General features: G+C 67.1%; 13 protein-coding genes and 1 pseudogene. 4 read left to right on the top strand and 10 right to left on the bottom strand.

Features of this window, described 5'->3' with window-relative positions; all coding sequences use genetic code 11:
• Positions 1–29 precede the first annotated feature (29 nt).
• Both ACFULV_RS05225 and ACFULV_RS05230 read left to right on the top strand, forming a co-directional pair.
• Entirely contained in the window at positions 30–1493 is a 1464-nt protein-coding gene (locus ACFULV_RS05225; protein ID WP_378653370.1) for an aldehyde dehydrogenase family protein, read from the top strand.
• The gene (locus ACFULV_RS05230; RefSeq protein WP_378653372.1) at positions 1481–2329 is read left to right on the top strand and encodes an SDR family NAD(P)-dependent oxidoreductase; all 849 of its coding nucleotides are present in this window, start codon (positions 1481–1483) and stop codon (positions 2327–2329) included. Before ACFULV_RS05225 ends, ACFULV_RS05230 begins: the two co-directional genes overlap by 13 nt.
• Before the next feature lie 127 nt (positions 2330–2456).
• Here the strand turns inward: ACFULV_RS05230 and ACFULV_RS05235 are convergent, their stop codons facing one another.
• The gene (locus ACFULV_RS05235; RefSeq protein WP_378653374.1) at positions 2457–2591 is read right to left on the bottom strand and encodes a hypothetical protein; all 135 of its coding nucleotides are present in this window, start codon (positions 2589–2591) and stop codon (positions 2457–2459) included.
• 65 nt (positions 2592–2656) lie between these two features.
• Here ACFULV_RS05235 and ACFULV_RS05240 point away from each other — a divergent pair.
• A pseudogene (locus ACFULV_RS05240) lies at positions 2657–2937 on the top strand (ABC transporter ATP-binding protein); the annotation flags it as partial.
• 22 nt (positions 2938–2959) lie between these two features.
• Here ACFULV_RS05240 and ACFULV_RS05245 read toward each other — a convergent pair.
• The 9 genes from ACFULV_RS05245 to ACFULV_RS05285 all read right to left on the bottom strand — a co-directional run bounded on the left by ACFULV_RS05245 (position 2960) and on the right by ACFULV_RS05285 (position 11619).
• Positions 2960–4342, bottom strand: coding sequence for an MFS transporter (locus tag ACFULV_RS05245; protein ID WP_378628205.1), 1383 nt, complete (start codon positions 4340–4342; stop codon positions 2960–2962).
• Positions 4339–4767, bottom strand: coding sequence for a MarR family winged helix-turn-helix transcriptional regulator (locus ACFULV_RS05250; RefSeq protein WP_378628203.1), 429 nt, complete (start codon positions 4765–4767; stop codon positions 4339–4341). Before ACFULV_RS05250 ends, ACFULV_RS05245 begins: the two co-directional genes overlap by 4 nt.
• Before the next feature lie 118 nt (positions 4768–4885).
• Entirely contained in the window at positions 4886–6040 is a 1155-nt protein-coding gene (locus ACFULV_RS05255; RefSeq protein WP_378653377.1) for a lactonase family protein, read from the bottom strand.
• A gap of 120 nt (positions 6041–6160) precedes the next feature.
• On the bottom strand, positions 6161–6583 hold the full coding sequence (locus tag ACFULV_RS05260) for an ester cyclase (RefSeq protein WP_378653380.1): 423 nt from the start codon (positions 6581–6583) through the stop codon (positions 6161–6163).
• A gap of 99 nt (positions 6584–6682) precedes the next feature.
• Positions 6683–7285, bottom strand: coding sequence for an ATP/GTP-binding protein (locus ACFULV_RS05265; RefSeq protein WP_378653384.1), 603 nt, complete (start codon positions 7283–7285; stop codon positions 6683–6685).
• On the bottom strand, positions 7266–7649 hold the full coding sequence (locus ACFULV_RS05270; protein WP_378653387.1) for a DUF742 domain-containing protein: 384 nt from the start codon (positions 7647–7649) through the stop codon (positions 7266–7268). The genes ACFULV_RS05265 and ACFULV_RS05270 overlap by 20 nt, the downstream gene beginning before the upstream one ends.
• Positions 7646–8077: a roadblock/LC7 domain-containing protein gene (locus tag ACFULV_RS05275; RefSeq protein ID WP_378628192.1), complete on the bottom strand. Its 432-nt coding sequence runs from the start codon at positions 8075–8077 to the stop codon at positions 7646–7648. Before ACFULV_RS05275 ends, ACFULV_RS05270 begins: the two co-directional genes overlap by 4 nt.
• Positions 8078–8089: 12 nt before the next feature.
• Positions 8090–10423: a nitrate- and nitrite sensing domain-containing protein gene (locus tag ACFULV_RS05280; protein ID WP_378653389.1), complete on the bottom strand. Its 2334-nt coding sequence runs from the start codon at positions 10421–10423 to the stop codon at positions 8090–8092.
• Between the two features lie 65 nt (positions 10424–10488).
• Positions 10489–11619 carry a lactonase family protein gene (locus ACFULV_RS05285; protein WP_378653392.1) on the bottom strand — a complete coding sequence of 377 codons (1131 nt, stop codon included), beginning with the start codon at positions 11617–11619 and terminating at the stop codon, positions 10489–10491.
• Between the two features lie 233 nt (positions 11620–11852).
• Between ACFULV_RS05285 and ACFULV_RS05290 the strand changes: the two genes are divergently transcribed.
• Entirely contained in the window at positions 11853–13001 is a 1149-nt protein-coding gene (locus ACFULV_RS05290) for a lactonase family protein (protein ID WP_378653394.1), read from the top strand.
• Positions 13002–13043: the final 42 nt, after the last annotated feature.

Genomic DNA, 13043 nt, shown 5'->3' on the forward strand with positions numbered 1-13043 from the left:
ATTGATCTTTACCCGAAAAGGATTCACGCATGACTGCCTTCATCGGCGAGGCCGCGAGCTACATCGACGGCCGCTGGACCCGCGGCGACGGTGACCCGATCACCACGATCAACCCCGCCACCGGCCAGCAGGTCACACTCACCCCCGCCACCGGCCCCGACCAGGTCACCACTGCCATCTCAGCCGCGCGACGCGCCTTCGACGGCGGCGAATGGAGCCGCCTGGGCCCAGCCGAACGCGGCACACTACTCCACCGCCTGGCCGACCTGCTCCAAGACAATCGGGAGACTCTGGTCCACATAGCAGCCACCGAGATCGGTACCCCGATCAGCAGCGGACCCACCCTCCACGTCGACCTACCCGCGAAATTCTTCCGCTGGTTCGCCGACGCCGCCACCCGCGGACCACGCGAGGGCTACGAACAACCCCTGCCCCTCGACCACGACCCGATCACCACCAGCAGCCTGCTCCTGCGCCAACCCGCAGGCGTGGTCGCCGCGATCGTGGCTTACAACGTCCCGATCATGATGAGCGCCTACAAACTCGGCGCCGCCCTCGCCGCAGGCTGCTCCACCGTACTCGTCACCTCCCCCAAAGCCGTTCTACTGACCTCGGCATTCGTCAAACTGGTCGAAGAAGCCGGATTCCCCACTGGCGCAGTTAATCTCGTCTTCGGACCACCAGCGGTCACCGAACAGGTCGTCACCGCCCCCGAAGTCGACATGGTCACCTTCACCGGGTCGGCAACCGTCGGCAGCAAGATCCTCGCTTTGGCGGCACCGACGCTGAAGAAAGTCGTCCTCGAACTCGGGGGCAAATCACCCAACATCGTGCTGCCCGGCACCGACCTGGCACGTGCGGTCCCCGCCTCGGCACTGCGCTTCACGCGCAACAGCGGCCAAGCGTGCGGCGCGACAACACGAACCCTGGTCCCCCAAGCCGACTTCGACGAATACATCGAACGCTCGGCGCGGTTCCTGCGCACGCTTACCGTCGGCGACCCGTTCGCACCCGACACCGTTCTGGGCCCTCTCATCACCGGCGAACACCGCGACAACGTCGAAGGATTCCTCGCCCGCGCCCGCGACGCCGGAGCCCGGACACCCGTCGGCGGTGGACGACCCGCGGGCCTCGACGACGGATTCTTTCTCGAACCCACCCTGGTAACCGGAGTGCCGAACGAGGCCGAGATCGCCCAGGAAGAGCTGTTCGCGCCGGTGGGTGTGGTGATGCCGTACACCGATCTCGACGATGCCGTCTGCATGGCCAACGACGTCAAATACGCACTCAATGCCAATGTGTGGGGACCGACCGTCGACGCGATCGAGTTCGCACGTCAACTGCGTGCGGGCACGGTGACCATCAACGGCGGCGGTGGCATGCGCGCCGACGCCCCTTGGGGCGGACCCGGCCACAGCGGTATCGGCCGAGAAGGCGGCGAAGAGGGATTCCGCGAATTCTTCGAAGTCAAACACCTCCAGTGGCCGCTGTGAACCTCCTCGACGGCAAGGTAGCCGTCATCACCGGAGCGGCGAGCGGGATGGGTCTGGCCGCCGCCGAAACCTTCGTCGAGCACGGTGCGAAGGTGGTCCTGGCCGATATCCAAGACGAACGCGGTGCGGCCGCCGCTGCGCGCCTGGGTGATTCGGCGGTGTTCACCCACACCGATGTCACCTCGGCGGCCGCAGTCGAATCCGTCGTCGACGTCGCGGTGGACGCCTTCGGTCGACTCGACGTCATGTTCAGCAATGCTGGTGCCGCCGTGGATCTTTCACCGATCGACGAGCTCACCCCGGCGGGCCTGGACCGCACGTTGGCACTGAACCTGCATGCGCATGTCGCGGCGCACAAGTACGCGGCGCGACAGTTTCGCGTGCAGGGCACACCCGGCTCGATCATCACCACAGCCAGTGTCGCGGCACTGCAGGCCGGGTGGAACGGTGGCGCCTATTCGATGGCCAAGGCAGCCGTGCTGGCATTGGTCCGCCAGACCGCCATGGAGAATCGCGGCACCGGCATTCGTTCGAATGCGATCCTGCCGGGCGCGGTCCTCACCTCGATCATCACCGACATGTTCGGGGTGAGCCAGGATCGCGAAGACGAATTCCTCACCGGGATCGGCGAACGCATCGGTGGCGAGACGTTGATCGGGCGCGCGGGCCAGGCCCGCGATGTCGCCTGTGCCGCGCTGTTCCTCGCCAGCGACCTCTCGGATTGGATCACCGGCATCGCGCTGCCGGTCGACGGCGGAACAACGGCGGTCACCAAGGACGCGACCGTAGCGCTCATCACCGATTTCGCCGCACAGTTCCACGCCGGGTCGCCGTGAACTGACCTGGTTCCTCTCGAACCCGGCAGCGGCCACACCAAGCGACCGCTGCCGGGTCAGTTCAGCTCGGCTGTTCACGCTCGAGGACGTCGGCCGAACGCCGTCGACAGCGGTAGCCCACCAGGCTTCACAGCGTGAGCTTGCCCAGAATGTCGCGCAGCGCGGTGCGTTCCTGTTCGGTGAGGCGTCCGAAGAATTCGTCGGTGTCCTTCGTCCGGGCCTCGGTCAGAGTTTCGAGGGTTCGCTTTCCCCGTGCGGTCACCAGCACGAGGGTCGCGCGGCGGTCTGTCAGGTGGGGCTCACGCGTGACCAGCTCGCCCTTTGCGAGCGCGTCCACCACTGCGCGACCCGCGCGTGCTGGTGCTCGACGATGCGGCCAGCGCCCTCGACAACGAAACAGAGCGTGCGGTGCAGACCGCCATCAACGCAGTGGCACAGGGCCGCACGGTCATCACCATCGCGCACCGGCTCAGCACCATCCGCGACGCCGATCAGATCGCGTCCTCCATCACGGACGGGTCGTCGAGCTCGGCGACCATGCGGCGCTGAACGACGACGGCGGGCGCTACGCCCGGCTCAACGACGTCGCCGAGGTCGTGGCGGCCTGAGGCGGGAGGCAGAACCGACCGATCACCGCTGTTTCTGCCGGGTCATCAGGTGGGCGGTCAGCAGAACGGTGAGCACCATGGCGCAGCCGACGGCGCCCACCGCCAGGGCGATACCGATGCCGGTCGCGGTCGGGTACCCGCTGGTGGCGAGGTGGGCGGCGAGGACCGCGCCGGACATGGCGCTACCGAACGAGCCGCCGACGGTGCGCAGAACCTGATTGAAGCTCACAGCACTGCCGAGCTCGCGGTCGGCCACGCTGCGGGCGATCAGCGCGGGCATCGCGGCGTAGGTCGTGCCGATGCCCAAGCCGAAGCCGAACATGCCCAGCAGGATCTCCCACAGCTCGTCGTGAGCCAGCCACAGGAAAAGGCTGGACACGCTCACCAGGGCGGCGCCCGGAATCAACAGAGCGCGCATGGGAATACGTGCCGAGACCACGCGAACGATACGGTTGGCCGCGAAGCTGCCGATCGACAGCGGCAACATGACGAAACCGGCCCAGAACAACGGCAGCGCGATGCCATAGCCCGTGGACGCGGGTGCCTGCGCGATCAGGCTGGCGATCGACAGGCACGCATACATCGCGGCGCCGAGGCCGATCGCGGTGCCGTTCGCGACCAGGGCGTCGCCGGCGCGCAGCACGCGCAGGTCGACCAGCGCGTGCGGAGTCCGCAGTTCGACCAGCGCCCACCCGACCAGAATGATCAGCGCCACGATCAACAGGCCGATCGTCACCGGTGAACCCCACCCCCAGCGCGAACCTTCACCGGCCACCAGGAGCAACGTCGCCAGCCCGGCCCCGAGCAACACCGCGCCACGTACATCGAACGGCGTACGGGGTGCCCGCTCGTCCGGGCCGTCGGGCACCACACGCCACACGACCAGCACAGTCGACAACAGGAACAAGGCCGCCGCCCAGAACGCGAATCGGAAGCCGAACAGATCGGCGAGGATGCCGGTGAGCGGGTAGCCGAGCCCGAGCCCACTGGTCACTGTCACCGACAGCGTCGACATGCCGTTGCGGACTTCGTGGGGAGGAAGGTAGCGGCGAGCCAGGGCGATCGTCACCGGGACGATGCCGTAACTGAGTCCTTGCAGTGCGCGGCCGAGGAGGAATATCGCGAAGTTCGGTGCTGTGGCCGCGATGATCGACCCGATGAAGATGATCGTCAGCGACCACAGCAGCAATCGCTTCTTGTGCGGGCCGTCGCTGAGCCTGCCCATGATCGGCGTGGTCACCGCGCCGACCAGCAGATTGACCGTCAGCATCCATTGCGCCGCGCTCACATCGACGTGCATCTCCCGCGAGATCGCCGGGACGAGCAGCATGCCGAGCGAGCTGACGATGGCCGAGGTCAGGGCGGTATAGACGAGCGCGGGAGTCAGTCGGCGTGCGGCGATCATCCGACCGGCCCGCCATCGATCAGTTTCCGCAGCGCGGGCAGAGCGTTGTCGAGGTTGGCACGTTCCTCGTCGTCGAGTCGCTCGGCGATCGCGCGTTCGAGCCAGTCCAGGCCGACCGCGCGTTCCTCGGCGAGCCGCACGCGACCGGTCTGGGTGAGTTCGATCCAGATGCGGCGGCGGTCCTCGCTGTCGGGAGTGCGCACGACCAGCCCGAGGGCTTCGAGCTCGCGGACCGCGGTGGCGATGGCTTGAGGACTGACGGTTTGAATCCCCGCCAACGTGGTAGCGGTGGCCCTGCCATGGCTGGACAGATAGCCGAGCACACCGAGTTTCCCCCCGGAGATCGTCCGTCCGGCGAGCAGTCGGCGGGCGATCGGACGCAGTACTTCCCCCAGCTCTCGGGCAGTGGACGGGTCAGCGGTCATTAGCCAACCATACAACTAAATTGAGCAAGTTAGTTGCGTAACTGCGGTGATGCTGGGCATAGACCTGAAACACAAAAAGCCCCTCCGACTTCGAGTCGGAGGGGCCTTCTCAGTGGGTTCAGCGGCGTGGAACCAGCGACATCGTGCGTCCGTCGGCCACGTACGTGCCGGTGTAGATCGCCACCGATTCGTCCAGGTCGAGCACGCCGTCGGAGCCGACGGTGAACCGTCGCAGGATCTCCTCGCCGCCGCGCATCGGGTCGGTCCCCAGCGCCCACAGCACGTCACCGCTGGGCGACATCGCCGAGGACTCCGCGAACGTGCCCGGCTTCTCCGGCGCGAAGGCGACGTCGGGCAGCGGGGTCAGCACACCGTTCGGCTCGATCGCGAAGGAGCTGATGTGCCCCGAACCCATATTGGGCACATAGAGGAAGCGGCCGTCGGGGGTGATGCTGGTGACATGGGGAAGCATGCCCGTAGGGAACGGTGATCCCGCGACCTCGGCCAGCGAACCGTCCTCTGCCCGGCTGAAGCCCGACACCGAACCGCTGATCTCGTTGATGACGTACACGTGCCGACCGTCTGGCGTGACCCGCGGGTAGATCGGATTCAGGCCCGTCGAAACCCGCTGCTTGACCGGAGACACGGAGCCGTCGGCGTTGATGTCGAATACCAGCAACTGCCGGGGCAGCAGGCTGGCCACGTACAGCTGCTTGCCGTCCGGCGAAACGGTGCCCGAGGCGATTCCGTCGATCGACTCACCGAACGGCATCGCCGTACCGTTGAGGCTGGGCGTGCCGTCGGCGCCGATGCGTACGGGCACCACCTGGGCATTCTGCAGGCCGACAACGACGAAGGCATCACGGTTGTTCGGCGCGAAGATGATGTCGACCGGGACATCAGGCATCGCGAGCGGCGCCCCGGCGGTGAGTTCGCCGCCGGGGCCGATCGCGTACGGAATCAGTTGCGGGTTCGAACCCGGGGCGACGAACAGGAACCGGCCGTCGGGAGTGGGAGCCTGCGGCCAGTTCAGCGAGCCGGGCGTCGCACGGCCCGCGATCGGGGTGGGCTGCCCGCTGTCGGACGCGTTGTACCCGACAATGCCGTCGCTGAGGAAGCCGTGGGCGTAGATGTGGTATCCGGCGCTGTCGGCCGCGGCGGGTTGTGCTGTCGCCGTGAAGCCGGGAAGGACGGTCGCGGCAAGGGCAAGAACCCATCCTGCTCGCGCGCGCCGGATTCCCGAACCACCTGTCGACGTTGAATCAGAGGTCATACCTGGGAGGCTATGGCCCGAACGGGCAGGTGAACTGTCCAGAAACCTGCACACCACCGACCCTCACGAACAGCGAAAACCCCTCCGGCCGAGCCGAAGGGGTTTCCGATGGACAGCTGCTCAGCTTTGGGCGGGCAGCAGCCCGAGCTGGGTCAGGAAGCTGACGTTGTCCCAGTAGACGCGATGCTCGGAGACCTTGCCATCGCGCAGGGTGAAGGTGTCGATCAGCGGGAAAGTCACCGTGCGGCCGGACGGCGGCACCTCGCCCTCGGCGGTCGCCAGCGGGCCGGTCTGAACACCGGTGAACACGATTTCGGCGACGGCGGTGTCACCGTCGACCCAGGTGTTACGACGTTCGATCTTCATGCCAGGGAACGCGGTGATGAAGGCACCGATCATCCCGCGCAGTGCCTCGATCCCGGCGAGCGGGCCGGACGGGAACTCCGCCGCGACATCCTCGGTGAACGGGCTCGCGGCCAGGTCGAGATCGCCGCCTTCGAGGCCGGCGTAGTGCACGTTGACGAGATCGAGCAGATCGCTCATTGGTGAACCTTTCGATGGGGTTGTATCTGCAATTGCTGCAACCCGGACAATATATTGTGCATCCGATTTTGCGCTAGAGATGTTGGGCGCCTGGCGAATTCAATGGGACCGGTGACGAACCGCAGTCGAGTTCGCCATGATGTATTCGAACAGGCACACCAGAACTTCCTTGCACGACGCACGGTCTCGCGCATCGCACAGCAGGATCGGAACATGCGTCGGCACGCCGAGCGCGGCACCAATTTCGGTGGTCTCGTAGCGATCCGCACCGTCGAAGCAGTTCACCGCGACCACGAACGGGATCCGCCGGGATTCGAAATAGTCCACCGCGGCGAAACTGTCGGCCAGTCGGCGGGTATCGACCAGCACCACCGCACCCAGCGCGCCCCGTGACAGCTCCGGCCAGAGGAACCAGAACCGGTCCTGGCCCGGTGTCCCGAACAGGTACAGGATCACTCGGGGATTGATGGTGATCCGGCCGAAATCCAGTGCGACCGTGGTGGTCCGCTTGCCTTCGATGCCGTGCAGATCGTCGACCGAGGTACTCAGCTCGGTGAGCTGTTCTTCGGTGCGCAACGGGGTGATCTCACTGATCGCGCCGACCATCGTCGTCTTGCCGACGCCGAATCCGCCTGCCACCAAGACCTTTACCGCCAGCTCGGCGGACATGATCGCCGGGCCGTCAGAGGTTACGTATGCCATCGAGTACCGCCTGCAGTAGTTCGGGATCAGGGCCCGCGTCGGCCCGTGGTGGGGATCGGAAGATGACATAACTGGCCGCGATGAGGTCGCTGACGAGCACTTTGACGGTGACCATCAGCAACTTCGTGTGGGCGGCGATTTCGACGATCGACAGCGGCCGATGGCGGCAGAGCTGGAAGATCTCGGCGTACTCGCGATCGAGCTTGTTCACATCGGAGTCGTAGCCGACCGAGATCACCAGGGTCAGAATGTCGAGATCCTGCAGCTCCCGGCCCGCTCGACCGCGGGTCAGCGCGAACGGCCGAACCAGGGGGCCCGGGTCGTCGTCCTCGTAGCCCCACATCTCATCCGGGCCCTCACTCACGGCACTCGCGTGGTCATCGAATTCCTCGGAGCCGCCGACAGGTGATCGCGCACCTGCCCGACGATGACGTTCATCTCGTAGGCGATCAGTCCGAGATCAGCATCGGCGCTGGTCAACAATGCCAGGCACGCGCCGTGCCCGGCTTCGGTGACCAACAGGTACCCGTGCTCGAGCTCGACCACGGTCTGATGCAACGCACCTTTGGAAAAGCGCGTGCCGACACCACGAGCCAAGCTGTGCAACGCTGACGCCATGGCGGCGAGATGCTCGACGTCCTCGCGCTCGATACCGGCCGACCCGGCCAGCGCCAGGCCGTCCGCGGACAGCACCACCGCCTGTTCGGCGCCCGACGTCGTTTTCACCAGACTGGTGAGCAGCCAGTCCAGCGTGCCGGCCGGAGCTTGGCGAGCTGTCATGTCCTCGTTCATGTTCAGACCGTTCTAGGGGTGGGTATGGGGTGATCGGCCACGTGCCCGACGCGTGCCCTGTTGCAGCCCGCTCATCGCGGCGCGCACCGTTTCGGGTGCGCGCACTCGCTGGGACTCGGGAGCCGTTGGACGCGTGTCGGTTTCCTCGACATCGACGCTGAGCTGAGGCGACAGGTGGGTGAGTCGATCGCGTTTCGGCAGGGCAGGCCGTCGGTCGGCCTGCTCGACGGGATATCCGTTGTGCCCCACGGCAGTCGTGCGTCCGACCCGGTCCGGCAGGGCGGGTGCCGAGTGCGGATCAGGTCGTGGCGCACCCGGCAATGCGGTTGCGCCGGGCACTCGGTGCACGACATCACGCCCGCGCACCGGTCCCACCGCCACCGTCGGGTTGTCGTCACCGGCCTCGAGCACGGCCCACGGCACCAACACGATCGCCCGCACGCCGCCGTACGGAGATTCCTGCAGGGTCACCGAAATACCGTGGCGCGCGGCGAGCCTGCTCACCACGAACAAACCGAGGTGACGATGTCCCGACAGCGCCATCTCGTGGAATTGCGGCGGCTCGGCGAGCAGCGCGTTGAGTCGTTCACGCTCCTCGAAGGAGATACCGAGGCCCTGGTCGTCGACTTCGACCACCACTCCCCTGCCGACCGAGTTGCCGTGCACCGCCACCGGCGCGTCCGGCGGCGAGAACGCGGTCGCGTTGTCGATCAGCTCGGCCAGCAGGTGGACGAGGTCGGCCACGGCAGTACCGAGCACTCGCATCGCGGGCAGCCGGACGGCGCTCACTCGCGCGTAGCCCTCGGTCTCGGACACGGCGCTGCGCACGATCTCCTCGAGCGCCACCGGGTTACGCCAGCGGCGGCCGGGTGAACGCCCACCCAGGATCAGCAGGTTCTCGGAGTTGCGACGCGCGCGGGTAGCCAGGTGGTCGAGCTGGAACAACAGTTCCAGATCCTCCGGGTCGTCTTGGCGGGCCTCGGCGACATCGAGCACATCGAGCTGTCGGCGGACTAGCGCCTGGCTGCGGAACGCGATGTCGAGGAACACTTTGTTGAAGCCGTTGCGGGTGCTCGCCTCACCGATCGCGGTCTCGATCGCCGTGCGCTGTGCCGCGGCGAATGCCTCGGCGACCTGACCGATCTCGTCACGGCCGCGGTCGACCACGGCGGTTTCGGCCTCCGCGTCGACCTGCTCGCCGTTGTGGATGCGGCGGATCAGCGCGGGCAGTCGTTCGTTGGCGAGATCGAGACTGGCCGAACGCAGGGTGCGCAGCCGCCGCAGCAGCCGATTGGCCAGTACCAGCGACACCGAGACCGCGAAGAAGGTGACAACGAGCATGATGGCCGAGAGGATCAGCAGCTGGTTGATCATCCGGTCAGCTGCCGCGCTGGTCGCGTCGACCGTCACCCGGAACTGATCGCGGATCACCGCGATGACGCGGGTGTCCACCGCGCGCTCGGCTGCCAGCCATTCTTCGGTCGGCATGGTCAGCATGCCCCGCTCGGACATCTCGTCCTCGCCGGTGGTGCCCAGACGCCAGTCGGTACCGGTGGTCAGGGCGCGCACGCTGGTCCGTACCTCCGGCGACAAGCGGGTGTCGATGAGGTCGAACTGCTTGCGGTACACGCCGATATGTTGGGCGAGCGTTCGCCGTTCCCTCAGCGAAGGCATGCCGTTGGCCGCGCCCGCGGCAACGAGACCGACCACCCGCGAATGACTTTCGGCCGCCCGCAACAGCTCGAGCGAGGTCAGCTCGGCATCCATCGTCGTGGTGTCCGACGACTTCAATCGCGCCGACTCCTGACCCGCGCCGAGCACCGCGGCGATCAGATCGGTGAAGTACTGGTCCACGTCGCCTGTGGTCGCTCGCCTGCTGTCGACCGACTCTCGGATCACCTGCATACGCCCGATCAGATCGCCCAGCGCCTTGATGGATTCCGCGCCGGTGTCCTGGTCCAGGTTCTGGGCTGACGCCGCGATACGGGCGGTCTCCGCGATCGCACGGTCGGTGTTGTCGCGGCTGGCGCGCAGATCCGCGGCCGTAGTAGGTGAAGGGTCCTGCGCGGTGACGCTGGCGAGTCGCTCGGCTTGGATCGAGGTCACGAACCGCAGCAGCGGGTCGATGTTCGCGCCCCGGTAGTCGGACCATTCCTTGACCGACTGCGCCCGGACCCCGACCAACGTGACCGCGACAGCGCCCGTGGCGAGCAGCACCACGCTCGGAATCAGCGCGATGGCCAGCACACGGGTCCGCACGCTGGTACCGAATCGTTCACGGAACGGACGACGCGGGCTGCCGGAGCGGGCGTTCTCGACGCTCGGCTCGGATGCGGCCGATGGCACAGCGGGTCTCCTCGGGGTGGGCTGACGCGGACGCCGCGGTGGACCGGGCGGCCCACCGCGGTGCGTCATCGTGCGGGGGTCAGGTGAGCCGACGGACCGTCGTGGAACACCACGCCGGTATCAGCGGCAGGCAGGCCCGACGGGGCGACGCTGCCGTCGGCGGCGACGGTGTAGGTGTGCACCCGGGCCGACCCACTCACCGTGAGGCTGTCGATCACGAAGAGTTCGTCCTCGTCGGGACTGAGCACGAGGCGTCCCGGCATCGCGCCGTCCGGAGTCTTGTAGGGTGAGCCCGGCAGTGGCGTGAGCGCTCCGTCGGCACCGATGTGGAAGCCGTCGACCTCACCGCCGGCCGACGCGGGCACGTACATACGGGTGCCGTCGGCAGTGATCGCCGAACCGTGCGGGGTCCCGCCGGTGGGGTAGGGCGAACCGGGCGCATTCGACAGGCTGCCGTCGGCTGCGATCACATAGCCCGACAGGGTGTTGCTGCCCTCGTTGCTGATGTAGAGGTAGCGCCCGTTCGGGGTGACGGCGGGCAGTGCGGGCCGCTCGCCGGTCGCCATCGTGGCGCCGACCTGGGTCAGCGAGGCATCGGCCCCGATGGCGTAGCTGGTCACCGTCGCGCCGATAAAGGTGCTCACGATCAGATTGCGCCCGTTAGGGGTCACCTGAGGCAGGCTCAGTCCGCTCATCCCTGGTACCGGGGTAGCGGGCGCGCCGGTCGGCACGAGAACGCCGGATGCAGTGATGTCGAAGGAGCGGACCTCGGTGGTGAGCGAGCCCACGGTCGCGAACAGCCGGGAACCGTCCGGGGTGATCGTCACCCCGATCACCGGGGCGCCGAAGTCGATTCGGGTGCCCGTGATCTCGTGCAGCGAGCCGTCGGCGCCGAGGTCGTAGCCGATGATCGAGCCCGACACCACGTGTCCGGCGTAGGCGCGGCGACCGTCCGGGGTGATCTCGAGGGTGAGCGAGCCGGTGTCACTGGCGAACGGTGCGCCGGGCACCTTGGTGAGCGCGCCGTTGTCATCGACGCGCAGGACGCTGATGTTCGAGGAACCGGTGCCGGTGACCAGCAGATACCGCGGCGCGTCGCCCGGGGCCGCGTGCGCCAGGCTCGGGGACAGCGAGAGCGCAAGCGCGGCGGCCACACCGACAGCGACTCGATGCGGTGTGAATGCGTTCCTGAGCATCTGCGGCGATACCTCCATGTATCGGCGGGCCACGTCGCCCACCCTGAATTATGCACAATATAGTCAGTAATCTCTACGCGAAGCGAGTTTTGAAATCCCGCGTCGAACAGCGAGAACCGTTGTCACGCGGCACAACGATGATTGCACGTTCATATATAAAATGTGATCGTTCCGGGTTGTCACGCGCTCCGCGCACTGCCGATCGCACCCGCATCTCATCGAGGAGATCACCGATGACTTCGACACCCGCCGCCTGTCGACCCCGGGCCGGTACCCGGTTACTTCGTTGTGCCGCACTAGCTTTCATCGCCGCCTTGCTCAGCACGTTCAGCTGGGCGGCGGCGCCGGTGGCCTCGGCTGCCGGTTCCCGGTTCATGATCGTCGCGGGCACCGCGTCGATGGGCATCAGTGTGGTGCGGGTTGCCGATGACGGCGCGTTGACCCCTGTACCGGGCAGCCCGTTCGCCACCGGCTTCGGCATTCTCTCGCTGGTCATCGCTCCTGACGGGCACACGGTCTACGTTCCGCATGTCGGCGACTTCGGCGTCACCGGATACCGCCTGGACGACAGCGGCACCCTGCACCCGATTGCCGGTGCCGACATCACCGTCGGTGGTCCGCCCACCGCGGCGACCCTGAGCCCCGACGGCACTCAACTGTTCGTCGTGGTCGGCGGGGCACCGGGCCACGTGGAGTCCTACGCGGTCGCAGCCTCGGGCGCGCTCACCCCGTCCGGGGCTCCCACCGTGCCGGTAGACGGCTTCAGCGCCGTCGGCATGGCAGCCGTCGACCCCGGCGGGCGCTTCCTGCGGGTGGTCACCTATCTCGGCAACACCATGTCCAACTACGCGATCGAGCGCAACGGCACCATGACGCCGCTCGGCCCCACCACCGTGAAGCTGGGTCCGGTGGCACCGGGTTTCACCCCCGACGGGCGCCATCTCTACGTGAGCAACGAATTCGGCTTCGACCTGTCCGGTTTCGTCATCGGCGAGGACGGCCAGGTGACGCCCACCCCCGGCTCGCCCTACCCGACTCATGGGGTCCCACACGGCGCGGTGGTGACAACCGACGGCACACGGCTCTACGTACCCAATGCGATGGGCCAGTCGATCGCCGGCTTCGATGTGCACGAGGACGGTCGACTCACCGAGCTGCCCGGTTCGCCGTACGCGGCACCCGCCGCCACACTGCCCGGCCAGGTCGCGCTGCATCCCGACGGCAAGACCCTCTACCTCGTCGACGTACTCACCGCCCAGATGACGACCCGGATCCACACCTACACGATCCGCCCGGACGGAAGCATCGCGCCATCGGGCGCGCCATCGATCGATACCGGCGTCGTCATGTCCGACGGCCCCGTCGTCGCCATGACCCCTTAGACATCAAGAAGGGTCGGTGCCACAACCTTTCGGTTGTGGCAC

It is taken from the genome of Nocardia sp. NPDC057272, assembly GCF_042668615.1.
Taxonomy (GTDB): domain Bacteria; phylum Actinomycetota; class Actinomycetes; order Mycobacteriales; family Mycobacteriaceae; genus Nocardia.

Coding starts and splice junctions, on each gene's coding strand:
- ACFULV_RS05275 (WP_378628192.1), bottom strand. CDS start 8,077: ATGAACGAGGACATGACAGCTCGCCAAGCTCCGGCCGGCACGCTGGAC.
- ACFULV_RS05255 (WP_378653377.1), bottom strand. CDS start 6,040: ATGACCTCTGATTCAACGTCGACAGGTGGTTCGGGAATCCGGCGCGCG.
- ACFULV_RS05260 (WP_378653380.1), bottom strand. CDS start 6,583: ATGAGCGATCTGCTCGATCTCGTCAACGTGCACTACGCCGGCCTCGAA.
- ACFULV_RS05225 (WP_378653370.1), top strand. CDS start 30: ATGACTGCCTTCATCGGCGAGGCCGCGAGCTACATCGACGGCCGCTGG.
- ACFULV_RS05285 (WP_378653392.1), bottom strand. CDS start 11,619: ATGCTCAGGAACGCATTCACACCGCATCGAGTCGCTGTCGGTGTGGCC.
- ACFULV_RS05265 (WP_378653384.1), bottom strand. CDS start 7,285: ATGGCATACGTAACCTCTGACGGCCCGGCGATCATGTCCGCCGAGCTG.
- ACFULV_RS05290 (WP_378653394.1), top strand. CDS start 11,853: ATGACTTCGACACCCGCCGCCTGTCGACCCCGGGCCGGTACCCGGTTA.
- ACFULV_RS05245 (WP_378628205.1), bottom strand. CDS start 4,342: ATGATCGCCGCACGCCGACTGACTCCCGCGCTCGTCTATACCGCCCTG.
- ACFULV_RS05250 (WP_378628203.1), bottom strand. CDS start 4,767: ATGACCGCTGACCCGTCCACTGCCCGAGAGCTGGGGGAAGTACTGCGT.